The following is a 22313-nucleotide window of genomic DNA, read 5'->3' as shown; positions in this document are numbered from 1 at the left end:
CCCAGGCGTCAGCCCTGCGTGGCGTCAGCCCTGGGTGGCGTCAGCCGGCCGGGCAGTACACGTCCTCGCCCGGGCGACGGCCCGTCACCAGGAAGTCCGTTACCGCCGCGTCGCCGCAGACGTTCCCGTTCGCCAGGTAGACGTCGTGGCCGCCGGAGTCCACGGTGACCATCCGGGCGCGGTCACCGAAGGCGGCGCGGAGCTTGAGCGCGCCCCCGTACGGCGTGGCCGGGTCGCGCAGGTTCTGCGCCAGCAGGACGTTCGCCGGGCCGCGGCCGGTCACCCGCACCGGCGGCTCGGCGGGCTTGAACGGCCAGAAGGCGCAGGGCATCACGTTCACCGGCATGCCCGCGGTGAGCGGACGGGCGGCGCGGTCGGCGGCGACGTCCCTGGCGTAGGCCGCCGGGGCGGCGGGCCAGCTGACGTCGTTGCAGAGGGTGCCGACGGAGACGGCGATGGTGTTCTGCACCGCCTGGTCGGGAGGCAGGACCGGGGTGGGCAACGGCCGGCGGCCGAGGCCGGCCAGCATCAGCCGGGCGAGACCGGGGAACTTGGCGTCCGCGTACAGGCTCTCCAGCATGGTCTCGCGCAGCACGTTGCCGTTCAGCTCGGCCGGGTTGGCGCCCGGCCAGGGCAGCGGCGAGCGGTCCAGGCGGGCGGCGAGGTCGAGGAAGAGCGGGCGCACCTGCTCGGGGGTGTCCGCGACCCGGTCCGGATTGTCCGGCGCCGAGGCCCACTTGGCGAAGTCGGGGAAGCGGTCCTCCGCGCCCCGGCCGAAGGCGGCCAGCCAGCCCCGGCCGACCCGTGACGGGTCCGGGTCGTCGTTGCTGTCCAGCACGATCCGGTCGGTGTGCTGGGGGAACTCGGTGGCGTAGACGGCTCCGGCGTAGGTGCCGTAGGAGGTGCCCCAGGCGGAGAGCTTGCGCTCGCCGAGGGCCTGGCGGATCCGGTCGATGTCGCGGGCCTCGTTGGCGGTGGAGATGCTGCGCAGCACCGGGCCGCCGTTGCGGGCGCAGGTCTCGGCGATCCGGCGTTCGGTGGCGAGGTTCCCGTCGATCGAGCCGTCCGCGGCGGGCCAGGGGCGCAGGTTGACCATCGCCAGGTCGGCGTGGTCCAGACCGCAACTGACCGGGGTGGAACGGCCGACGCCGCGCGGGTCGAAGCCGATCAGGTCGAACCGGTCCTGGACGGACGGCGGGAGGCGCTTGGCCGCGCCGCTGGGGAGGTCGAGCCCGGAGCCGCCCGGCCCACCGGGGACGGTCAGCAGGACGCCGTGGCGCAGGCCGGGCTTGGCGCTGGGGATGCGGGAGATCGCGAGCGTGATCTGTTGGCCGTCCGGGTCGTTGTAGTCCAGGGGGACGGTGACGGTGGCGCACTGCTGGCGGGGGTCGACCTCGCCCTGACAGGCGGTCCAGTCGAGGTGGTCGCGGCGGGGGTGCCCCTGGTCGGCCACGGCCGGCAGGGCGGTGAGCGCGGAGACGGCGAGGGCGGCGGCCACGGTGGCGGCGGCGGTCGCGGTGACGGTTCGACGGCTGGTGTTCGGCATGCCCAAGAGTCTGCTGTGGCGGTGGCCTTGGGCCCATGCGGGCAGCTGGCCGGTGGGAGGTGGGGTATGCCCCCGGCGCCGGGGTGTGCCGTGCCCCACCGGGCGGCGCGCCCAGGGTTCGCGGCCTCCGGGACGGCGGGCGGTCGGGCGCCGATGAATTCGGGTGTTGTGGAGCGGGTCTGAGGAGGCGTGAGGTGGCGGCAGGGAATCCGGACGACGGGCACGGGCACGGGCACGACGGCGGTGGGCACGGGCACGGGCACGAGCACGGGCACGACGGCGGTGGGCACGAAGGACGCCCCGTACCCGTGGGGCACTCGCACGCCCACGGGCCGGCCGCACCGGTCTCCGCGCACCTGCGCAAGGTGATCGCGGCCGTGCTGATCCCGTTCGCGGTGGCCGTGGTGGTCGGCATGGTGGTGCTCTGGCCGGACGGTGTCCCCGCCCACCAGCACAGCGGGGTCGGCTTCGACCAGCAGGTCCGGCACGGCAGGGTCACCGCCGTCCGGGAACTGCCCTGCAGCGACCTCAACCCCGCCGACCAGGGCACCTGCCGGCAGGACACGGTGGAGGTCACCGACGGCCCGGACCGGGGCCGCACCTTCACCGTGGTCGTCCACCCGGCCGAGCCCCGGCAGTACGAGCTCGGCGAACGGGTCGTCCTGACGTACGCGCCGGACGCCCCGGCCGACCTCCGGTACAGCGTGGTGGACGTGGACCGGAACCTGCCGATGGGCGTGCTGGCCGGGCTCTTCGCCGTCGTCGTGGTGGTGGTCGGGCGCTGGCGCGGGGTGGCCGCGCTGATCGCACTGGCGATCAGCTTCGCCGTGCTCTCACTGTTCATCCTGCCCGCCATCCTCCGCGGCTCGGACCCGCTGCTGGTGGCGATCGTCGGCGCCAGCGCGATCATGCTGATCGCCCTCTACCTGTGCCACGGGCTGTCCGCCCGCACCTCGGTGGCGGTGCTGGGAACCCTGGTGTCCATGGTGCTGATCGGGGTGCTGAGCCTGGTCTTCGCCGCCTGGGCGCACCTGACCGGGAACACCTCGGAGGAGACCGGGCTCATCCACGACCTCTACCCCGGCATCGAGATCCGCGGCCTCCTCCTGGCCGGGTTCGTGATCGGCTCGCTCGGGGTGCTGTTCGACGTGACGGTCACCCAGACCTCGGCGATCTGGGAACTGCACGAGGCCGACCCGTCGATGGGCGCGGGCCGGCTGTACCGGACGGGCATGCGGATCGGCCGCGACCACATCGCCTCGACCGTCAACACCCTGGTCCTCGCGTACGCGGGCGCGGCGCTGCCACTGCTGCTGCTGTTCACCGTCGCCCACCGGACGGTGGTGTCGGTGGCCACCAGCGAACTGGTCGCGGAGGAGATCGCCCGCACCCTGGTCGGCAGCATCGGGCTGGTCGCCGCGGTGCCGGTGACCACCGGGCTGGCCGCCCTGATCGCCGCCGCCGACCATCCCCGGACGGTGACGGCCCCCGCCGGGCGCCACCGGCCCGCGAAGCACGGGGGTCCGGGCTTCCTCTCGGCCCGGATTCCTCGCAGGGGCGGGATTCCTCTCGGGGCCGGTCAGAGGCCGAGTCGGGGGCGGTCAGAGGCCGAGCAGGCCCGGGTCCGAGGCGAGGGCGCGCAGCGGCTCGCGCGGGTCGCCGACCAGCCGGCGCTCCGCCAGGTCGAGGATGCCGCCGACCCCGGTGATCTCCGCGGCCAGCACGCCGTCCTCGCGGGTCAGCCGCTGCACCACCTGGAAGGTCTTGCCTTCCCGCCAGCTGAACGCGCAGCTGATCTCCACCGTGTCCCCGGCGCACAGTTCCCGCAGGTACTTCACCGTGGTCTCCAGCACCACCGGGCCCACGCCCTTGGCCACGAGGTCGGCCTGGCGGATCCCGGCCGCCTGGAGGTACTCCCAGCGGGCGTGCTCGGCGTACTGCAGGTAGACGGCCTGGTTGAGGTGGCCCTGGGTGTCGGTCTCGTAGCCGCGCACGGTGACCCGGGTCGTGAAGTCCTGATCGTTCATGCCCCGCACGGTACTCCGGCAGGAGGGGCGCGAACGCGTGGCATCCGTCACTTGTCAGGGAATTGTCAGGATCCGCGGGCCTTCCTCGGTGATGGCGACGGTGTGCTCGACGTGGGCGGCGCGGGTGCCGTCGGTGGTGCGCAGGGTCCAGCCGTCGGGGTCGGTGGCGTAGTCGTCGCGGCCGCCGGCCGTCAGCATCGGCTCGATCGCCAGCACCAGGCCCGGGCGCAGCGGGTAACCCCGCCCGGGGCGGCCCTCGTTGGGGACGTGCGGGTCCTCGTGCATCCGGCGGCCGATGCCGTGGCCGCCGTAGCCGTCGAGCAGTCCGTAGCGCCCGGCCCGGGCGGACCGGCCGATGGCGTGCGCGATGTCGCCGATCCGGTTGCCGACCACGGCGGCGGCGATGCCGGCCTCCAGCGAGCGCCGGGCGGCGGCGATCAGCTCGTCGTCCTCGGGGCGGGCGGCGCCGACGGTGAAGCTGACGGCGGAGTCGCCGCACCAGCCGTCCAGCACGGCGCCGCAGTCGATGCTCACCAGGTCGCCGTCGCGCAGCCGGTAGCCGTCCGGGATGCCGTGCACCACCGCGTCGTTGACCGAGGCACAGATCACGGCCGGAAAGGGCACGGGCGCGAAGGACGGTCGGTAGCCGAGGAACGGCGAGCTCGCCCCGGCGGCGGCGAGGACGCCGCGCGCCACCTCGTCCAGCTCCAGCAGGCTCACGCCCACCGCCGCCTCCTGCTGCACCGCCGCCAGGGCGTTGGCGACGACCCTTCCGGCCTCGCGCATCGCGGCGAGGGCGGTGTCCGACTTGAGTTCGACCATGGTGAACCACTCCCCTGGGATCCAATTCTTATACCGGTATTTGTATCACGGTCGAGGGTCCGCGAACCCCACCCGGCGATCCGGCTCCGTCCGTCCGTCCGTCCGGAAAACGCACCGGCGCCGATGTCCCGCGGGTCGGCGACTGCCCGCACGATCGCGGCGCCGGGTCCGGACAGGACAGGACAGGGCAGCGTCAGCAGATCGTGGGCTGCGCCAAGCACGAGGCGCAGTACGAGGGCCCGGGCATGTCAGGCACGCCGTAGACTCGACGCCATGGTGAGGACTCCGCTGACCCCGTGGGAGCGCGAGCGTGGGGAGCGCTTCGGGGCGCTGCTGCGTGAGGCGCGTGGTGAGCGCAGCATGGTCGAGGTGGCGGCGGTGGCCGGTGTCTCGGCGGAGACGCTGCGGAAGATCGAGACCGGTCGGGCACCGACGCCGTCGTTCTTCACCATCGCGGCGCTGGCCTTCGCGCTGGACCTGTCGCTGGACGAGCTGGCGGGCGCGTGCGTGCTGCCCGAGGACGGCGAGGCGCTCTCGGCCTGATCCGGCGCTACGGCCGCGACGGTGTGCGCCGCGACGGTGTGACGCCCCTACGGTATGCGCCGCGACGGTGTGACGGCGTACGGGCGTGGCGGCGACGGCCCGCCGGGCGCGCGCTGCGCCGGGCGGGCCGGAATGCGGGGGCGGGCCGTGCTGCCGGGGGCGGGCCGGGTCAGCCGACCGAGCTGTTGTAGCTCTCGATCGCGGGCTGGAGCTCCTTGGCCGCGTCGGAGAGGGCCTGCTGGGCGGTCTTGCTGCCCGCGATGGTCTGCTCGATGGCGGTCTCCACGCCCTTGCGGGCCTGCGGCATCACGCCGAGCAGGCAGCCGGCGGTGGCCGGGGTGGGCTTGGTGGCCTTCAGCTGGTCGATGGCCGTCCGGAACTGCGGGTACTTGGCCACCCACTCCTTGTCCTTGGGGTCGTCCAGGGCCTTCCTGTTGACCGGGAAGTATCCGGTGCCGGTGTGCCAGGCGGCCTGCTGCTCGGGGCCGGTGAGGAACTTCTCGAACTCCCAGGCGGCCCGCTTCTCCGCGTCCGAGTGCCCCGGGCCGCTGATCCAGAGCGAGGCACCACCGATCGCCGGGCCGCCCTGGTCGGCGGCGGTGACCTTGGGGAACGGGGCGGTGCCGACGCCGAACCTGGCGGCCTCGGTGTAGCCGCGCAGCACGCCGGTGGACTCCAGGTGCATCGCGACCGTGCCGGACTTGAAGGCGGCCTGGGCGTCGTCGGTGACCCGGCCGGTGTTGGCCGCGTAGCCGCCCTTGACCAGGTCGGCCCACCACTGGACGATCTGCGCGCCCTGGGCGGAGTCGAACACGACCTTGCCCGCCTTGTCGCTGCGCCCGTTGTCCTTGTCGCAGTACATGGTGCCGGACTCGGCGATCAGCTCCTCGACGAACCAGCCGTAGACGGCGGCGCCGAAGCCGTAGCGGACGGTCTTGCCGTCGGCGTCCTTCTTGGTGAGCTTCCTGGCCAGGTCGGCCAGCTCGTTGAGGTCCTTGGGCGGCTGGGCCGGGTCGAGGCCGGCCTCCTTGAAGGCGTCGGTGTTCAGGTAGAGCAGCGGCATCGAGGAGTTGAACGGCATCGAGACCAGCTTGCCGCCCGTCGAGTAGTAGTTGCGGATGTTCGGGTCGAGGTCGTCCAGCGAGTAGCCGTCCTTGTCGGCGAAGGCCTGGGCGGGAACGGTCTGCCGAGAGTCGATCATGAACCGGGTGCCGATGTCGTAGACCTGCACCAGGGCGGGGGTGCCCTTCTGCTGCACCGCGGCCTTGTACTTGGTGACCAGCTCGTCGTACTTGCCCTGGAACTGTGCCTTGACCTCGATCCTGCCCTGGTGGGCGGCGTTGAACTGGCTGACCAGCCCGTTCAGCGCGTCGGCGTTCTTCCCGGTCATCGAGTGCCAGAACTCGACGGTGGTCACGCCGGAGGCCTGGTCCAGCGCCTGGGCCCCGGGGGCACCGGCCTCGGCGGAGCCGCCCGAGCCGGAGCCGCTGGAGCTGCAGGCGGTCAGGGACAGGCCGGCCACCAGCAGGGCCGCGAGCGCGCGTGCACTCTTCTTCACGAGGGTTCACTCTCTTTCCGGAAGGGGGACGGGCGGGTGCGAGCGGGACGGGTGCCGCCGGGTCGGCGGACCGGGCGGCCGGAACGGGTCGGCGGACCGGGCGGCCGGAGCGGGTCAGCGGACGGCGCCCGCGGTGAGGCCGCGGACGATGAACCGCTGGCCGAGGACCACCAGGACGAGGGTGGGCAGCAGCGACAGCACGACGCCGGCCAGGATCAGCCCCGGGTCGGCCATCTCGGAGTCGCGCAGCGAGGTGAGGCCGATCTGCAGGGTCTGCATGTCGGCCGTGCGCGTGATGATCAGCGGCCAGAAGTACTGGTTCCAGGCCGACAGGAAGACGTAGATCGACAGCGCGGCCAGGGCCGGCTTGTTCAGCGGGACGACGATCCGCCACAGGAAGCGCCAGTGGCCGGCCCCGTCGATCCGCGCTGCGTCCCGCAGTTCGCCGGGCAGCTGCCGGAAGGCCTGGCGCAGCATGAAGGTGCCGAAGCCCGAGGCCAGGAACGGCAGGACCAGGCCGAAGTAGGTGTTGCCGAAGCCCCAGTCCGACAGGGTCAGGTAGTTGGGGATGATGATGGCCTCCCACGGGACCATCAGGGTGGCCAGGAACACCCCGAACACCACGGCCCTGGCCTTCAGCGGCAGGAAGACGACGGCGTACGCGGCCAGGATCGAGGTGAACAGCTGGGCGAGGGTGATCGCGGTGGCGGTGATCGCCGAGTTGGCGTACTGCCGGAACAGCGGGATGCTGTCCACGGCGCCGGAGAAGTTCCGGCCGGTGACCGAGTGCGGCACCAACGCCGGCGGGTAGGAGGAGAGTTCGGCCGGGCCCATGAAGGCGCCGGCGATCGCGTAGTACACCGGGAAGGCCACGGTGACCAGGGCGGCGGCCAGCAGCAGGTACACGGCGGCGCGGCCCAGCAGGTCGCGCGGGGAGCGCCCGGCGAGCAGCCGGGGCCGGGGACGCGGGCGGGGTGTGTCGGTCCTGGTCCCGCTCTCACTGACGATCGTGGTCATGCGTAGTGCACCTTCCGCTCCAGGACGCCGAACTGGACGGCCGTACAGGCGAGGACGACCACCAGCAGCACCACGGCCTGGGCGCTCGCCGTGCCGAAGTCGCTGGAGTTGTAGGCGAAGGCCTTCTCGTAGACCGAGTAGACGAGGGTCCGGGTGGCACCGTCCGGCCCGCCCTTGGTGAGGATGTGGATCTGGCCGAAACTCTGCAGTGCGTGGACGGTGGAGACCACCGTCAGGAAGAACAGGTTCGGGCCGAGCATCGGGACGGTGATCGAGCGGGCCAGCCGCAGTCCGGAGGCGCCGTCGATGCGGGCCGCCTCGACGATCTCGCCGGGGATCGATCCGATGCCCGCCGACAGCACCAGCACGTTGTAGCCGAGGTTCATCCAGACCGTGGTCAGGGCCACCGAGACCAGCGCGTACCGGGAGTCGGTGAGCCAGCCGACCGGACCGAGGCCGACGTGCGCCAGCAGGCCGTTGAGCACCCCGCTGGCGGGGTTGAAGAACACCGCGAACACCACCGAGGCGCTGGCCACCGAGAAGGCGAAGGGCAGCGCGAAGGCGGAGCGCAGCAGCCGTACGCCCCGGATCCGGTTCTCCAGCAGCAGCACCAGCACCAGCGCGCCGAGCACCCCGGGCGCCACGGTGATCAGGGTGAACAGCCCCGTGGTGACCAGCGTCCGGCCGAAGTCGGCCGAGGACAGCAGGTCGGTGTAGTGCTTCGCGCCGACGTAGCGGGAGGGCGCCCCGAAGAGGTCGTTGGCGTGTCCGCTCAGGTAGATCGTTCGCCCGAGCGGGTAGCCGATGAACAGGGCGAAGACCACCAGGGAGGGCAGCAGGAAGGCCCAGGCGAGCCCGTGCTCGCCCCAGCGGCTCCTGCGTGCGGCGTGCGGTGCGGTCGGCATCTGTCGCGCGTCCGCCTTTCGTGTGTCGGTTCCGGCCGAAACCGTGTCCTGCCCGAACGACGGCGCGGGAACCCCGCAGTGATCAACCGGTGTCCTCGGGATTACGCGTTCGCGTCAGATTCGGCCGGTCGTGCGCTGACGAGGGTCGGGGCCGGGGCCCTGTCAGCGCGGTGTCGTACGGTGCGCGGGTGAACGACACGGATTTCGACATGCCGGCCGCGATGGCGGGGACCCTGCGCGGCGGCCGTGAGGACGCCTGGGCCCTCGTCCGGGGCTTCGCCGCGTACTGGGGTGCGCCGCTGACCCCCCGGGACGGCTTCACCGACGCCGAACTGGACGCGGCCGAGCGGCGGCTCGGGCTGCGGCTGCCGGTGGCGCTGCGGGAGGCGTACCGACTGTTCGGACGCCGGGCCGACCTCACCAGCTCCCAGGACGTGTTGCTCACGCCGGACGAGCTCCACGTGCTGGACGGCGCGCTGGTGTACCGCGCGGAGAACCAGGGCTGCGCCCACTGGGGCGTGCTGCTGGACGACCTGGCGCAGGAGGACCCGCCGACGGTGACCCGGCCGGACCTCGCGGACAAGTCGCAGGAGCGCTGGGAGCCCTGGGAGGAGCGCTTCTCGACGGCGGCGGCGGTGATGGCGATGAGCGAGAAGCTGCTGGAGGACGGCGAGTTGTGCGACTTCCTCGAATCCGAGGGCGAACTCCCGGACGATTTCGTGGAGTTGCCCGCGCTGGGCCGGGAGTTCCGCTGGTACGGGGGTCCGGACGTCCTGGTCGTGGCGGTCGGGGACGCCTGGATCTCGGCCCGGGCACGGACCCCGGAGGCGCTCCACGCGCTCCACGAGGCCGTGCCCGGTGAATGGCTGAACGGCTGAGCCGCGCCGGTCAGGCGGTGACGCCGCCGTCCAGCACCAGGTCCGCGCCGACGGTGTAGCCCGCCTCCGGCGAGGCCAGGTACAGCACGGCGGCGGCGATCTCCGCGACCGCGCCGGAACGGCCGACCGGCACCTCGGACTTCATCCGGTCGCTCTTGTCCGCGTCGCTCTCGCCGGGCCGGGAAGACATCGGGGTGTCCACCGGTCCCGGGCTGACGGTGTTGATCCGCACGCCCTCACCGATGTGGTCGCGGGCGGCGGCGCGGGTGAGCGCGGTGACCGCGGCCTTGCTGACGGCGTAGGCGCCGACGCCCTCCAGCCGCCGGTGGACGCCCAGGTTGGACGAGACGTTGACGATCGCGCCGCCGCCGTGCGCCCGCATGTGGCCGATCTGGTGCTTCATCGCCAGCAGGGTGCCGGTCACGTTGATCTCGACGACCCGCCGGAACTCGTCCTCGTCGATCTCGGCGACCGGGCCGGCCGCGCCGAACACCCCGGCGTTGTTGACGGCGACGTCCAGACCGCCGAACCGCTCGACGGTCTCCCGGACCAGCCGGGCGGCGTCCGCACCGTTGGTCACGTCGCCGGTCAGTGCGACGGCCTTGCCACCGGCCTGCTCGATCAGCGCGACGGTCTCGGCCAGCGGGCCGGCGCCGCGCCCGGCGACCGCGACCCGGGCGCCCTCCCGGGCGAAGGCGAGGGCGATGCCCCGCCCGATGCCGCTGCCGCCGCCGGTGACCAGGACGGACTTGTCGGCGAAACGCGTGCTCATGAGCTGAACTCCTTGATTGGATCGGTGCGTTCAGGGGTGGTGGTCGGGTTGGTTCGGGGCAGGGCGCCGACCGCGACCGCGGTCAGTGCCAGGCCGGCGGCCGCGGCCGCGAAGGCCGTGGCGTAGCCGCCGACGGTGGTCGGCCGCGTGGCGGCGAGCGCCATCAGGGCGGCCAGTCCGGTGGTGGGGCCGAGCTCCATGGCGGTGTTGAGGACGCCCGCGGCCAGGCCGGTCCGTTCGGGCGCCACGCCGCCGGTGGCCAGGACGGCCGCCCCGGCGAAGGAGGCGGCGGCTCCGGCGGGCAGCAGGAGCAGTCCGGGCAGCAGGCCGGTGGGGTAGGAGCTGGCGGGATCGATCCCGGCGAGCAGGGCGAGGCCCGCGCCTTCCAGCGCGAGGCCGGCGGCGGTGACCGGAACCGGCCCGAACCGGGCGGTCAGCGGGCCGGCCAGGCGGCCGGAGAGCAGCAGGGCGGCCGCGTACGGCAGGAAGGCGGCGGAGGTGCCGGCCGCGCTCCAGCCGCGCAGTTGCTGGAGGTAGAGCGAGAGCAGGACGAAGGCCGCTGCGGTACCGGCGGAGGTCGCCGTCACGGCGACCAGTGCGGTGGCCCGGGACCGGTCGGCGAGGAAGCCGGGTGGCAGCAGCGGGTCGACGGTGCGGCGTTCGGCGCCGGCGAAGGCGAGCAGCAGGAGCAGTCCGGCAGCCAGCGGCACGAGCGTCTCGGCGGTCCGCCAGCCGTGGTCGGTGGAGGCCACCAGGGCGTAACTCGCCGCGCAGAGACCGGTGGTGGCGAGGGCGGCGCCGCGCAGGTCGAGCGCCGGACGGCGGCCGGACGGTGCGGGGGCAGCGGCGGGCAGCGAGCCGGAGCGGGCGAGGCCGGCCAGGGCGACCAGGACGGGCACCGCGAACAGCCAGCGCCACGACACCGCGGCGGCGACCGCGCCCGACACCACGCTGCCGGTCGTCGCGCCGATCACCGAGAGGCCGCCCCAGGTGGCCATCGCCCGTCGGTAGTCGGCGGGTCGGGGGTACAGCCGGCGGACCACCGCGACCGCGGCCGGGGCGGTGAGCGCCGCACCGGCGCCCTGGACGAGGCGGCCGGCCAGCAGGACGGGGTAGCCGGGCGCGAGGGCGCAGGCCACCGAGGCGGCGGCGAGCAGTGCCAGGCCCCACCGCAGCACCGGGCGGCCTCCGTGACGGTCCGCCAGTCGTCCGCCGAGCAGCAGCAGTGCGGCGAAGGAGAGCCCGTACGCGGAGCTGAGCAGCAGCACCTCGGACGGGCCGAGCCCGAGCTCCCGGGCGACCAGGGGAAGCGGCACGGCGAGGATCATGATGGCGAAGATCAGCACGGCCTGGACGGCACCGAGCAGGGCGAAACTCGCCCGGGCCGACGGCACGGCGATGCCCATGGAACTCCCCCCAATGTCAAAGTTTCAAGACCGTTCGGTCCAGAAAAGGGACAGCAGACGGCTCCGGCCGGGCCGGCCGGAGCTCAGCCCAGCAGCGTCAGCGCCTGCTCGGCGGCGTCCCGCACCCGGGGCTCGCCCTCGGCGGTCTTGCCCACCACCCGGATCCCCTGCAGCAGCACCACCAGCATCCGGGCCAGCGCCCGCGGCTCCCGCCCGGCGGGCAGTTCGCCCTGGGCCTCGGCGCGCAGCAGGGCGGCGGTCAGCGCCGTCTCCAGATGGTCGTAGCTGACCTCCACCCGGCGGGCCGCCGCCTCGTCGTGCGGGGCGAGTTCGACGGCCGTGTTGGTGATGAAGCAGCCGCGCTTGCGATCCTCGCCCCCCATGCCCGCGTAGCGGCGCACCAGGGCGCGGACGGCCGGCAGCACCGGGCCGGGCTGGGACAGCTCGGCCAGCAGGCCCGGGTCGTGCTGCTCGTTGTAGCGCTCCAGCGCGCGCAGGTAGAGCTCGTGCTTGCTGCCGAAGGTGGCGTAGATGCTGGCCCGGGCGATGCCGAGGCCCTCGACCAGGTCGGCCATCGAGGTGGCCTCGTAGCCGCGGCGCCAGAACAGTTCGAGAGCTGCCTGGAGCGCCGCGTCGGGATCGAATTCCTTCGTTCGCGCCATGGTGTGAACGCTAGCCCTTTCGAGATCGATCGGTCAAGAAAGGACGGCGACCGGTCCTGACCGTTATCTGACGGGGCATTGCCAAGTGGACTAGACCAAGGCTACCCTTACCGCCCCGTCCCTCCTCCCCCCACAGGAGGTCCCCCGGCATGCCCGCACGCATCCACACCACCCCCGCACAGGCCGTCGAGGCCGCCCGTCCCCTCGTGCTGACGGCCTTTCGGGTCGTCGTCGGCCTGCTCTTCGCCTGCCACGGCGCCGCCTCGGTCTTCGGCGTCCTCGGCGGCGCCAAGGGCGGCGGCAGCCTCCCGTTCGGCCAGTGGCCGGGCTGGTGGGCCGCCCTGATCCAACTGGTCGGCGGCGCCCTGGTGCTCCTCGGAATCGGCACCAGGTACGCCGCCCTGCTGTGCTCCGGCTCGATGGCCTACGCCTACTTCACCGTCCACCAGGAGCACGCGCTGCTGCCGCTGCAGAACGGGGGCGAACCCTCGGTGATGTTCTGCTGGGCCTTCCTGGCCATCGCGGTCCTCGGCTCCGGGCCCTACTCGCTGGACCGGCTGCTGGGCACCCGTCAGCCCCAGGCGGTGCCCGGCCCGGTCGAGGCGACCGCCGCCCAGCCCACCACCGGCTGAGGCCCTCAGCCGTTCGCGAGGTGCCGCTCGACCGAGGCGACCTTGGCGGTGAGGCCGTCGGTGACCCCGGCCCGGTCGTCGATCTTGATGACCGTGCTCACCCGGTTGCTGTGCGCCTTCACCGCCTCGATCGCCGCCCTGATCACCGGCATCACCTCGTCCCACTCCCCCTCGATGCTGGTGAACATCGCGTCCGTGCGGTTCGGCAGCCCGCTGGCCCGGACCACCCGGACGGCCGCTGCCACCGCCTCCCCCACGTCCTCGCCGATCCCCAGCGGGGTCACCGAAAAAGCTGCGATCACGGTTCTGTGCTCCTTGTCACCCGACGGCACTGGTCGCGGCCCGGACCACTCCGGGCCGCGACCAGGTTAGGGTCCCCCCGTCGGACGGCCCTCCGTTCGAGCCCGGCACGCCGCGCCGGCCCAGGCCCGGCTGGCCTGGGCGCCCCGCCGGCACGGGTCGCCGGTCCTGAGCATCCCGCCGGCTCCCCGGCCCGCCGTCAGACGACCGACGGCAGCGGCGGGTCGACGGCCAGCGGGGCGCTGGCGCGGGCCCGGTGCTGGTCGGCCCAGGAGGTGAGGGCCAGGGTGCAGGCGTGGTCCAGGTGGCGCAGCCCGGACCAGTCCAGTTCCACCGGCCGGTCGCCGGGCAGCCGCTCCAGGGTGTCCAGCAGCCGGGGCAGCCGCAGGAAGGTGGCATTGCCGCTCAGCCGCACCCGGTGCAGCGGCCGCCCGTCCGCCAGCACCACCTCCTCGACGGCGATCTGCAGGTGGGAGGTCTGCCAGGCGGACTTGGCCACCGCCAGGCCGACGCCGATCAGCACCCCCTCGAACAGGTCGGTGGCGACGATCGCGACCGCCGTCACCCCGAGCACCAGCGCCTCGCCGCGGTGCCCCCGGCACAACGCGACGATCCGGCGCACCGGCACCAGCTTGGCCCCGGCGTGCACCAGGACGGCGGCCAGCGCGGTGAGCGGAACCAGCCCGAGCGCGCCGGGCAGCAGGGCGGTGAACAGCAGCAGCCACAGCCCGTGCAGGAAACGCGAGGCCCTGCTGCGGGCGCCCGCCTGGACGTTGGCGGCGCTGCGCACGATCACGGCGGTCATCGGCAGGGCGCCGAGCAGTCCGCAGACGGTGTTGCCGAGGCCCTGGGCGGTGAGTTCGCGGTCGTAGTCGGTGCGCGGTCCGTGGTGCATCCGGTCGACCGCGGCGGCGCTGAACAGCGTCTCGGCGGAGGCGATCAGGGTGAGGGCGACGACCGTCCCGAACCCGGCCGCTCCGGCCAGCTCGCCCAGCACGGCGGGCCCGGGCAGGTGGACGACGTCGAGCAGGGCGGAGACCCGGACCCGGGCCACCGGCAGGTCGGCGGCGGCGGTGACGGCGGCGGCCAGGCCGACGGCGGCCAGCGGCGCGGGGACGGCCCGGGCCGCGCGGCCGGGCAGGTGCTTCCAGGCGACGAGCAGCAGCAGGGTGCCCAGGCCGAGGGCGACGGCGCCGGGATTGGCGGCGGCGGTGGCCACGTCGGTCAGCAGGGCGGGCAGTCCGGCGAGCTTCTGCGGGCCGGTGCCGGGGGCGCGCCGGTCGGCGAGCGCGTACAGCTGGCCGGACACCAGGGTCAGCCCGATGCCGGCCAGCATGCCGTGCACCACCGAGGCGGACATCGCGCGGAACCAGCGGCCGAGCCGCAGCGCGCCCATCGCCAGCTGGAGCAGGCCGCTGGCGAGCACCAGCGGGCCGAGTGCGGCGACGCCGAACTGCTGGACGGCGTCCGCGACCAGCACGGTCAGTCCGGCGGCGGGACCGCTGACCTGGAGGCTGCTGCCGGGCAGCAGACCGACGACCAGGCCGCCGACGATGCCGGTGACCAGCCCCAGTTCGGCCGGGACGCCGGAGGCGACGGCCACCCCCACGCAGAGCGGGAGGGCGACCAGGAACACCACCAGCGAGGCGGGCAGGTCGTGCCGCCAGGGGACGGCGCGCAGCACGGCGAGCGGGGATCGGGCAGGGGTGCGGCGCATGGCGGCGTTCCTTCCGTGCGCCCGCCGCTGCGGGCGCGCCGTTGCGGGACGGGCACGAGGTGGGGCCGGGGGGAGGACCGCGGCGGGCGCCGGACGGGCGACAGCGGTACGGCCGCGGGTCCGGGCGGTCGGCGGGTCCGGGCGGTCGGCGGGTTTCGGGTCGGTGCGGTGCGGTTCGGTGCGATCCAGGTGCGCAGTGCGATCCGGGTGCGCTGCGGTCGGGCTCTCCTGGGCAGGCCCGCCGACGGTGTCCCCCGTCCCGGCGCTCCCGCGTCCCCCGCCGCGGCCCCCGTCGGACGCCATGGGCCCGGCGTGGCACCGACGGTACCCAGCCCCGCCCGCCGGGCCGACCTCGGGCACCGTCCCTTCACGGGCACTGCACGGCGGCTGCGCTTTCCGGCCCGGACGCTCCGCTTCCCCGGGCACACCAGCGCGAACGCGGTTCTGGTGTGCGAGTCCGGCCACGCGGCAGCGCACCATCGGGCCTTCCACATTCTGTTGAAGTGCCCCTTGACTCCCCGCTGGGCCCGACCCTACCGTGTTTCCACATACAGAAACCGTTCTTCCGTATGGTGGAATTCAGGAGATGAGCCCTCCGACCCACTGCGGGCCGACGCAGGAGAGAACCGATGCCCCGTATGACAGCCGCCCGCGCGGCCGTGGAGATCCTCAAGCTGGAAGGCGTCGACGTCGCCTTCGGTGTGCCGGGCGCCGCGATCAACCCCTTCTACGCCGCCCTCAAGGCCTCCGGCGGGATCAGGCACACCCTGGCCCGGCACGTCGAGGGCGCCTCCCACATGGCCGAGGGCTACACCCGCGCCGAGGCCGGCAACATCGGCGTGTGCATCGGCACCTCGGGACCGGCCGGCACCGACATGATCACCGGCCTGTACTCGGCGATCGCCGACTCCATCCCGATCCTGTGCATCACCGGCCAGGCCCCGGTCGCCCGCCTCCACAAGGAGGACTTCCAGGCCGTCGACATCGCCTCGATCGCCAAGCCGGTCACCAAGGCCGCCACCACCGTCCTGGAGGCCGCACAGGTCCCCGGCGTGTTCCAGCAGGCCTTCCACCTGATGCGCTCCGGCCGCCCCGGCCCGGTCCTGATCGACCTGCCGATCGACGTCCAGCTGACCGAGATCGACTTTGACCCGGAGGCCTACCAGCCGCTGCCGGTCTACAAGCCGGCCGCCAACCGGATCCAGATCGAGAAGGCCCTCGCGCTCCTCCAGGAGTCCGAGCGCCCGCTGATCGTGGCCGGCGGCGGCGTCATCAACGCCGACGCCTCCGAGCTGCTGCTGGAGTTCGCCGAGCTGACCGGCGTCCCGGTGGTCCCGACCCTGATGGGCTGGGGCATCGTCCCGGACGACCACGAGCTGAACGCCGGCATGGTCGGCCTGCAGACCTCGCACCGCTACGGCAACGAGAACTTCCTCGCCTCCGACTTCGTCCTCGGCATCGGCAACCGCTGGGCCAACCGCCACACCGGCGGCCTGGACGTCTACACCGCGGGCCGCAAGTTCGTCCACGTCGACGTCGAGCCCACCCAGATCGGCAAGATCTTCGCGCCCGAGCTCGGCATCGCCTCCGACGCCAAGGCCGCCCTGGAGCTGTTCGTCCAGGTCGCCAAGGAGCTCAAGGCCGCCGGCACCCTCAAGGACCGCAGCGAGTGGGCCGCCTCCACCCAGGAGCGCAAGGCGCAGCTCCAGCGCCGCACCCACTTCGACAACGTGCCGCTCAAGCCGCAGCGCGTGTACGAGGAGATGAACAAGGCCTTCGGCCCGGAGACCCGGTACGTCACCACCATCGGCCTGTCGCAGATCGCGGGCGCGCAGATGCTGCACGTCTACAAGCCGCGGCACTGGATCAACTGCGGCCAGGCCGGCCCGCTGGGCTGGACCATCCCGGCCGCGCTGGGCGTCGCCACCGCCGACCCGGAGGGCCAGATCGTCGCCCTCTCCGGCGACTACGACTTCCAGTTCATGATCGAGGAGCTGGCGGTCGGCGCGCAGCACCGGATCCCGTACGTCCACGTGCTGGTCAACAACTCCTACCTGGGCCTGATCCGCCAGGCGCAGCGCAACTTCGACATCGACTTCCAGGTCAAGCTGGAGTTCGAGAACATCAACGCGCCGGAGCTGGGCGTCTACGGCGTGGACCACGTCAAGGTCGCCGAGGGCCTGGGCTGCAAGGCGATCCGGGTCACCGAGCCGGAGGGCCTGCTGCCGGCCTTCGAGGAGGCCAAGAAGCTGGCCGCCGAGTTCCGCGTCCCGGTCGTGGTCGAGGCGATCCTGGAGCGGGTCACCAACATCTCGATGGCCGCCGCCGACATCGACAAGGTCAACGAGTGGGAGGAGCTGGCCACCCTCCCCGAGCACGCGCCGACCGCCATCAAGCCGCTGGCCCTCTGAGGCGGTCAAGGAGTGGGGGCGTACGAGCCGCTCCGTACGCCCCCGCGCCCGCGGGGCACCGGTGGCCCCGCCGGAACACCGGCGGGGCCGACACGGTTGAGCCGTCCGGGGCCGCTACCGTGTGCCCGGGCGCGACCCGCCGCCAACCTGCCGAAAGGACCCACCACCGTGAGCCTGTACGACATTCCGCTGCGCACCCTCGACGGCGAGGCGACCTCGCTGGCCGACCACAAGGGCAAGGCGCTGCTGATCGTCAACGTCGCCTCCAAGTGCGGCCTGACCCCCCAGTACGCCGGCCTGGAGAACCTCCAGAAGCGCTACGCCGGTCGCGGGTTCACCGTGCTGGGCTTCCCCTGCAACCAGTTCGCCGGGCAGGAGCCGGGCAGCGCCGAGGAGATCCGGAGCTTCTGCTCGACCACCTACGGGGTGACCTTCCCGCTGTTCGAGAAGATCGACGTCAACGGTGACGACCGGCACCCGCTGTACCGGCAGCTGACCGAGGTCGCCGACGCCGAGGGCCAGGCCGGGGACGTCAGCTGGAACTTCGAGAAGTTCCTGGTCTCCCCGGACGGCACCGTCGCCGCGCGCCTGCGTCCGCGCGTCGAGCCGGAGTCGGCGGAGCTGATCGCCGCGATCGAGGCCGTGCTGCCGGCCTGACGCCCGCCCCGCTGCCGGAAGGGCCGCCCCCACAGGCGGCCCTTTCACAGCAACAGCCTTGTGCCGGGCGGTAGTTCGCCCTCCTCGGCGGCGTTCCGAAGGTGCGCCAGCAGGGTGTCGTGCAGCGCCTCGGCGGCGCGGGTCAGCGGCACCTCGTGGCCGTGCGCGACCGCGATGGTGCGGCCCAGGCCCGGCCCGGCGAACGGGGTGACGGACAGGCCCGAGCGGGCTGCCACCATGCCGGGCACCACCGCCGGTCCGAGCCCGGCCCGGACGAAGCCCAGCACCGCGTCCATCTCCCCGCCCTCGACGGCGAACTCCGGCTCGAAGCCGGCCGCCCGGCAGGCCGCCAGCGCGGCCTCGCGCACGTCGTAACCCTCCCGGAACATCACCAGCGGCCGCCCCCGCAGCTCCGCCACCCGCACCGGGCGCCGGGCGGGCCCGGCGGCCGAGACCAGCACCAGCTCCTCGTGCAGCAGCTCGGTGACGGCGAGGGCGGGCGCGGCCTCTCCGCTGGGCGGCGTGATGACCAGCGCGAGGTCCAGCTCACCCGCAGCCAGCCAGCGCACCAGGTCCCGCGAGCCGCCCTCGCGCACCGCCAGCGCGACGCCCGGGTAGCGGTCCCGGAACACCCGCAGCACGTCCGGCACCAGGCTGGTGCACAGGCTCGGCGGCGCGCCGAGCCGCACCCGGCCGCGGCGCAGCTGCACCGTCTCCTGGACGGCCAGCCGGGCGCTCTCGGTGTCCGCGAGGATGCGCCGGGCCAGCGGCAGCAGGGCGTCCCCGGCGTCGGTGAGCGCGATGTTGCCCCGGGTGCGGTGGAACAGTTCGGCGCCCAACTCCCTTTCCAGCGCCCGGATCTGCTGGGAGAGCGAGGGCTGGGCGACGTGCTCGGCCTCGGCGGCCCGGGTGAAGTGCCGGGTCTCGGCGACGGCCAGGAAGTAGCGGAGTTGCTGGAGCTGCACACGGCCAGGCTACGCCGTCTCGATAGGCTCCGGCTATCGTCACCAGCCGCAGCATGTCTTGGACGCACCCTTGCGGGCTTCCCTACCGTTGCTGCCATGACAACCGCGACTCGGACGGGCCGGCATCCGTCCACCCTGGCGACCCTGTGGCGGTCGACCGTCGGCAAGAAGGCGGTCATGGCCGTCACCGGACTGGTCATGCTGCTGTACCTGGTCGCGCACATGCTGGGGAACCTCAAGGTGTTCTTCGGCCCCGACGACATCAACGGCTACGCGGCCTGGCTGCGCACCATCGGCCAGCCGTTCCTGGGCCACGAGTGGTTCCTGTGGATCGCCCGCCTGGCCCTGCTGGCCTCCGTCGTCCTGCACGGCGTGTCCGCGTACCAGCTCAGCCGCCGGGACCTCGCCGCCCGCCCGAGCAAGTACGTCCACCAGCGCCGCCGCGCCAGCTACGCCACCCGGACCATGCGCTGGGGCGGGGTGATCCTGGGCCTGTTCGTCGTGTGGCACGTCCTGGACCTCACCACGCTCACCGTGAACCCGGTCGCCGAGCACGGTCACGTCTACCAGAACGTCGTGGGCACCTTCGGCCGCTGGTACAGCGACGTGATCTACATCGTCGCGATGCTGGCCCTCGGCCTCCACATCCGGCACGGCTTCTGGAGCGCCGCCCAGACCCTCGGTGCCAACAACGCCCGCCGCGACCGGGCGCTGAAGCTGACCGCCAACGGGCTGGCGCTGCTGCTGACGGCCGGCTTCCTGTCCGTCCCCGTCGCCGTGATGACCGGAGTCGTGAAGTGAGCTACCTGGACTACACCCTCGGCGAGCCGATCGCCGACACCAAGGCCCCCGCCGGGCCGATCGAACAGCGCTGGGACCAGCGGCGGTTCGACGCCAAACTGGTCAACCCGGCCAACCGGCGCAAGCACACCGTGATCGTGGTCGGCACCGGCCTGGCCGGCGGCGCGGCCGGCGCCACCCTCGCCGAACAGGGCTACCACGTCGTCCAGTTCTGCTTCCAGGACTCCCCGCGGCGCGCCCACTCGATCGCGGCCCAGGGCGGCATCAACGCGGCCAAGAACTACCGCAACGACGGCGACTCGATCCGCCGGCTGTTCTACGACACCGTCAAGGGCGGCGACTTCCGCGCCCGCGAGTCCAACGTGCACCGGCTCGCCCAGGTCTCGGTGGAGATCATCGACCAGTGCGTGGCCCAGGGCGTGCCCTTCGCCCGCGAGTACGGCGGCCTGCTGGACACCCGCTCCTTCGGCGGCGTGCAGGTCTCCCGCACCTTCTACGCCCGCGGCCAGACCGGCCAGCAGCTGCTGCTCGGCGCCTACCAGGCGCTCTCCCGGCAGATCGCCGCCGGGAACGTGGAGATGCACCCGCGCACCGAGATGCTCGACCTGCTGGTGGTCGACGGCCGGGCCCGCGGCATCGTCGCCCGCGACCTGGTCACCGGGAAGATCACCAGCTACACGGCGGACGCCGTCGTCCTCGCCACCGGCGGCTACGGCAACGTCTTCTACCTCTCCACCAACGCCAAGAACTCCAACGCCACCGCGATCTGGCGGGCCCACCGGCGCGGCGCCTACTTCGCCAACCCCTGCTTCACCCAGATCCACCCCACCTGCATCCCGCGCTCCGGCGACCACCAGTCCAAGCTCACCCTGATGAGCGAGTCGCTGCGCAACGACGGCCGGATCTGGGTGCCCAAGGCCCAGGGCGACACCCGCCCGCCCGCGCAGATCCCCGAGGAGGAGCGGGACTACTACCTGGAGCGGATCTACCCCTCCTTCGGCAACCTGGTGCCCCGCGACATCGCCTCCCGGGCCGCCAAGAACGTCTGCGACGAGGGCCGCGGCGTCGGCCCCGGCGGGCAGGGCGTGTACCTGGACTTCGCCGACGCGATCCGCCGGATGGGCCGGGACGCCGTCGAGGCCAAGTACGGCAACCTCTTCGAGATGTACGAGCGGATCACCGCCGAGGACCCGTACCAGGTGCCGATGCGGATCTACCCGGCGATCCACTACACGATGGGCGGGCTCTGGGTCGACTACGACCTGCAGACCAGCGTTCCCGGCCTGTTCGCGATCGGCGAGGCCAACTTCTCCGACCACGGCGCCAACCGGCTCGGTGCCAGCGCCCTGATGCAGGGCCTCGCCGACGGCTACTTCGTGCTGCCGCCCACCCTCAACGACTACCTGGCCCGCAACCCGGTCGCCCCGGTGCCCACCGACCACCCGGTGCTCACCGAGGTCGAGGCCGAGGTCGAGGACCGGCTCAACCTGATCCTCTCCGTGGACGGCGACCGCACCCCGGACTCCTTCCACCGCGAACTCGGCGAACTGCTGTGGGACGAGTGCGGGATGGCCCGCGACGAGGCCGGGCTCCGGCGCGCGCTGGAGCGGATCCCGCAGCTGCGCGAGGAGTTCTGGCGCCGGATCAAGGTGCCCGGCACCGGCCAGGAGCTCAACCAGTCGCTGGAGAAGGCCAACCGGCTGGTCGACTACTTCGAACTGGCCGAGCTGATGTGCCTGGACGCGCTGCACCGCGCCGAGTCCTGCGGCGGCCACTTCCGCACCGAGAGCCAGACCCCCGACGGCGAGGCCGCCCGGCGCGACGAGGAGTTCTCCTACGCCGCCGCCTGGGAGTTCACCGCCACCGGCGAGGCCCCCGTCCTCCACCGCGAGGACCTCGACTTCGAGCACGTCCACCCCACCCAGCGGAGCTACGCATGAACCTCACCCTGCGCATCTGGCGCCAGGCGGGCCCGGACGCACCCGGCTCGATGACCACCTACCAGGTCACCGGCATCAGCCCGGACATGTCCTTCCTGGAGATGCTGGACACCCTCAACGAGGAGCTGATCACCCGCGGCGACCAGCCGGTCGCCTTCGACCACGACTGCCGCGAGGGCATCTGCGGCGCCTGCGGCATGGTCATCAACGGCCAGGCGCACGGCCCGGAACGCACCACCACCTGCCAGCTGCACATGCGGCACTTCCGGGACGGCGACACCATCGACGTCGAACCGTGGCGGGCGGCGGCCTTCCCGGTGGTCAAGGACCTGGTGGTGGACCGCTCGGCCTTCGACCGGATCATCGGCTCCGGCGGCTACATCACCGCGCCCACCGGCAGCGCCCCCGAGGCGCACGCCACGCCCGTCCCCAAGGAGGCCGCGGACACCGCCTTCGAGCACGCCGAGTGCATCGGCTGCGGCGCCTGCGTGGCCGCCTGCCCGAACGGCTCGGCGATGCTGTTCACCTCCGCCAAGGTGGTGCACCTCAACGTGCTGCCCCAGGGTGCGCCCGAACGGGCCGCCCGGGTACGGAACATGGTCTCGGCGATGGACGCCGAGGGCTTCGGCGGCTGCACCAACACCGGCGAGTGCGCCACCGCCTGCCCCAAGGGCATCCCGCTGCCCAGCATCGCGGCGATGAACCGGGAGTTCCTGCGGGCCGCCCGCGGCTGACACCCCTTCCCAGGACGGTC

20 protein-coding genes and 1 pseudogene are annotated in these 22313 nt (G+C 73.1%); 9 read left to right on the top strand and 12 right to left on the bottom strand.

Annotated features, from left to right (window positions below; genetic code table 11):
• Nucleotides 1-40 precede the first annotated feature (40 nt).
• Entirely contained in the window at nt 41-1546 is a 1506-nt protein-coding gene (locus ACIRVF_RS17880; protein WP_402818031.1) for an alpha/beta hydrolase, read from the bottom strand.
• Nucleotides 1547-1581: 35 nt separating this feature from the next.
• On the opposite strand from ACIRVF_RS17880, the pseudogene ACIRVF_RS17875 reads away from it, so the two are divergent.
• Nucleotides 1582-3060: pseudogene (locus ACIRVF_RS17875) on the top strand (YibE/F family protein); the annotation flags it as partial.
• An 87-nt stretch (nt 3061-3147) separates the two neighbouring features.
• Here the strand turns inward: ACIRVF_RS17875 and ACIRVF_RS17870 are convergent.
• Together ACIRVF_RS17870 and map are read right to left on the bottom strand one after the other, a co-directional pair.
• On the bottom strand, nt 3148-3573 hold the full coding sequence (locus ACIRVF_RS17870; protein ID WP_402818028.1) for an acyl-CoA thioesterase: 426 nt from the start codon (nt 3571-3573) through the stop codon (nt 3148-3150).
• Nucleotides 3574-3627: 54 nt separating this feature from the next.
• On the bottom strand, nt 3628-4395 hold the full coding sequence (map, locus tag ACIRVF_RS17865; RefSeq protein ID WP_402818025.1) for a type I methionyl aminopeptidase: 768 nt from the start codon (nt 4393-4395) through the stop codon (nt 3628-3630).
• 273 nt (nt 4396-4668) lie between these two features.
• On the opposite strand from map, the gene ACIRVF_RS17860 reads away from it, so the two are divergent.
• Nucleotides 4669-4938, top strand: coding sequence for a helix-turn-helix domain-containing protein (locus tag ACIRVF_RS17860; RefSeq protein WP_030285102.1), 270 nt, complete (start codon nt 4669-4671; stop codon nt 4936-4938).
• Nucleotides 4939-5107: 169 nt separating this feature from the next.
• Here ACIRVF_RS17860 and ACIRVF_RS17855 read toward each other — a convergent pair whose 3' ends face one another.
• The 3 genes from ACIRVF_RS17855 to ACIRVF_RS17845 form a co-directional block, all read right to left on the bottom strand.
• On the bottom strand, nt 5108-6496 hold the full coding sequence (locus ACIRVF_RS17855) for an ABC transporter substrate-binding protein (protein ID WP_402818022.1): 1389 nt from the start codon (nt 6494-6496) through the stop codon (nt 5108-5110).
• 114 nt (nt 6497-6610) lie between these two features.
• Complete coding sequence (locus ACIRVF_RS17850) at nt 6611-7513, bottom strand: carbohydrate ABC transporter permease (RefSeq protein ID WP_402818019.1); 903 nt, start codon at nt 7511-7513, stop codon at nt 6611-6613.
• Nucleotides 7510-8418: a carbohydrate ABC transporter permease gene (locus ACIRVF_RS17845; protein ID WP_402818016.1), complete on the bottom strand. Its 909-nt coding sequence runs from the start codon at nt 8416-8418 to the stop codon at nt 7510-7512. Before ACIRVF_RS17845 ends, ACIRVF_RS17850 begins: the two co-directional genes overlap by 4 nt.
• 188 nt (nt 8419-8606) lie before the next feature.
• Between ACIRVF_RS17845 and ACIRVF_RS17840 the strand changes: the two genes are divergently transcribed.
• Complete coding sequence (locus tag ACIRVF_RS17840) at nt 8607-9296, top strand: SMI1/KNR4 family protein (protein ID WP_402818013.1); 690 nt, start codon at nt 8607-8609, stop codon at nt 9294-9296.
• Between the two features lie 10 nt (nt 9297-9306).
• Here ACIRVF_RS17840 and ACIRVF_RS17835 read toward each other — a convergent pair whose 3' ends face one another.
• The 3 genes from ACIRVF_RS17835 to ACIRVF_RS17825 all read right to left on the bottom strand — a co-directional run bounded on the left by ACIRVF_RS17835 (nt 9307) and on the right by ACIRVF_RS17825 (nt 12136).
• Nucleotides 9307-10068 carry an SDR family NAD(P)-dependent oxidoreductase gene (locus ACIRVF_RS17835; protein ID WP_402818010.1) on the bottom strand — a complete coding sequence of 254 codons (762 nt, stop codon included), beginning with the start codon at nt 10066-10068 and terminating at the stop codon, nt 9307-9309.
• Nucleotides 10065-11474, bottom strand: coding sequence for an MFS transporter (locus ACIRVF_RS17830; protein WP_402818007.1), 1410 nt, complete (start codon nt 11472-11474; stop codon nt 10065-10067). The genes ACIRVF_RS17835 and ACIRVF_RS17830 overlap by 4 nt, the downstream gene beginning before the upstream one ends.
• 83 nt (nt 11475-11557) lie before the next feature.
• Nucleotides 11558-12136, bottom strand: a complete 579-nt coding sequence (locus ACIRVF_RS17825; RefSeq protein WP_402818004.1) for a TetR/AcrR family transcriptional regulator — start codon at nt 12134-12136, stop codon at nt 11558-11560.
• A 149-nt stretch (nt 12137-12285) separates the two neighbouring features.
• Between ACIRVF_RS17825 and ACIRVF_RS17820 the strand changes: the two genes are divergently transcribed.
• Entirely contained in the window at nt 12286-12768 is a 483-nt protein-coding gene (locus tag ACIRVF_RS17820; protein WP_402818001.1) for a DoxX family protein, read from the top strand.
• 5 nt (nt 12769-12773) lie between these two features.
• On the opposite strand, the gene ACIRVF_RS17815 is transcribed toward ACIRVF_RS17820, so the two are convergent.
• Both ACIRVF_RS17815 and ACIRVF_RS17810 read right to left on the bottom strand, forming a co-directional pair.
• A complete protein-coding gene (locus ACIRVF_RS17815) occupies nt 12774-13070 on the bottom strand; it encodes an MTH1187 family thiamine-binding protein (RefSeq protein WP_030285083.1) in 297 nt (98 codons plus the stop codon).
• Nucleotides 13071-13267: 197 nt separating this feature from the next.
• Nucleotides 13268-14785, bottom strand: a complete 1518-nt coding sequence (locus ACIRVF_RS17810; RefSeq protein WP_402817998.1) for a SulP family inorganic anion transporter — start codon at nt 14783-14785, stop codon at nt 13268-13270.
• Between the two features lie 629 nt (nt 14786-15414).
• On the opposite strand from ACIRVF_RS17810, the gene gcl reads away from it, so the two are divergent.
• Nucleotides 15415-17196 (top strand): glyoxylate carboligase, encoded by a 1782-nt coding sequence (gene gcl, locus ACIRVF_RS17805; protein ID WP_402817995.1) that lies wholly within the window; start codon nt 15415-15417, stop codon nt 17194-17196.
• Nucleotides 17197-17364: 168 nt separating this feature from the next.
• On the top strand, nt 17365-17853 hold the full coding sequence (locus ACIRVF_RS17800; protein WP_402817993.1) for a glutathione peroxidase: 489 nt from the start codon (nt 17365-17367) through the stop codon (nt 17851-17853).
• Between the two features lie 44 nt (nt 17854-17897).
• On the opposite strand, the gene ACIRVF_RS17795 is transcribed toward ACIRVF_RS17800, so the two are convergent.
• Entirely contained in the window at nt 17898-18818 is a 921-nt protein-coding gene (locus ACIRVF_RS17795; RefSeq protein ID WP_402817990.1) for a LysR family transcriptional regulator, read from the bottom strand.
• A 96-nt stretch (nt 18819-18914) separates the two neighbouring features.
• On the opposite strand from ACIRVF_RS17795, the gene ACIRVF_RS17790 reads away from it, so the two are divergent.
• From ACIRVF_RS17790 to ACIRVF_RS17780, 3 genes are read left to right on the top strand one after another with little or no spacing between them, the layout of a single operon-like run.
• Nucleotides 18915-19619 carry a succinate dehydrogenase cytochrome b subunit gene (locus tag ACIRVF_RS17790; RefSeq protein ID WP_402817987.1) on the top strand — a complete coding sequence of 235 codons (705 nt, stop codon included), beginning with the start codon at nt 18915-18917 and terminating at the stop codon, nt 19617-19619.
• Entirely contained in the window at nt 19616-21559 is a 1944-nt protein-coding gene (locus tag ACIRVF_RS17785) for a fumarate reductase/succinate dehydrogenase flavoprotein subunit (protein ID WP_402817984.1), read from the top strand. Before ACIRVF_RS17790 ends, ACIRVF_RS17785 begins: the two co-directional genes overlap by 4 nt.
• A complete protein-coding gene (locus ACIRVF_RS17780) occupies nt 21556-22293 on the top strand; it encodes a succinate dehydrogenase/fumarate reductase iron-sulfur subunit (RefSeq protein ID WP_402817981.1) in 738 nt (245 codons plus the stop codon). The genes ACIRVF_RS17785 and ACIRVF_RS17780 overlap by 4 nt, the downstream gene beginning before the upstream one ends.
• Nucleotides 22294-22313: the final 20 nt, after the last annotated feature.

It is taken from the genome of Kitasatospora sp. NPDC101157, from assembly GCF_044768255.1.
Taxonomy (GTDB): Bacteria; Actinomycetota; Actinomycetes; order Streptomycetales; family Streptomycetaceae; genus Kitasatospora.
This window is presented reverse-complemented; position numbering and strand designations above follow the sequence as displayed.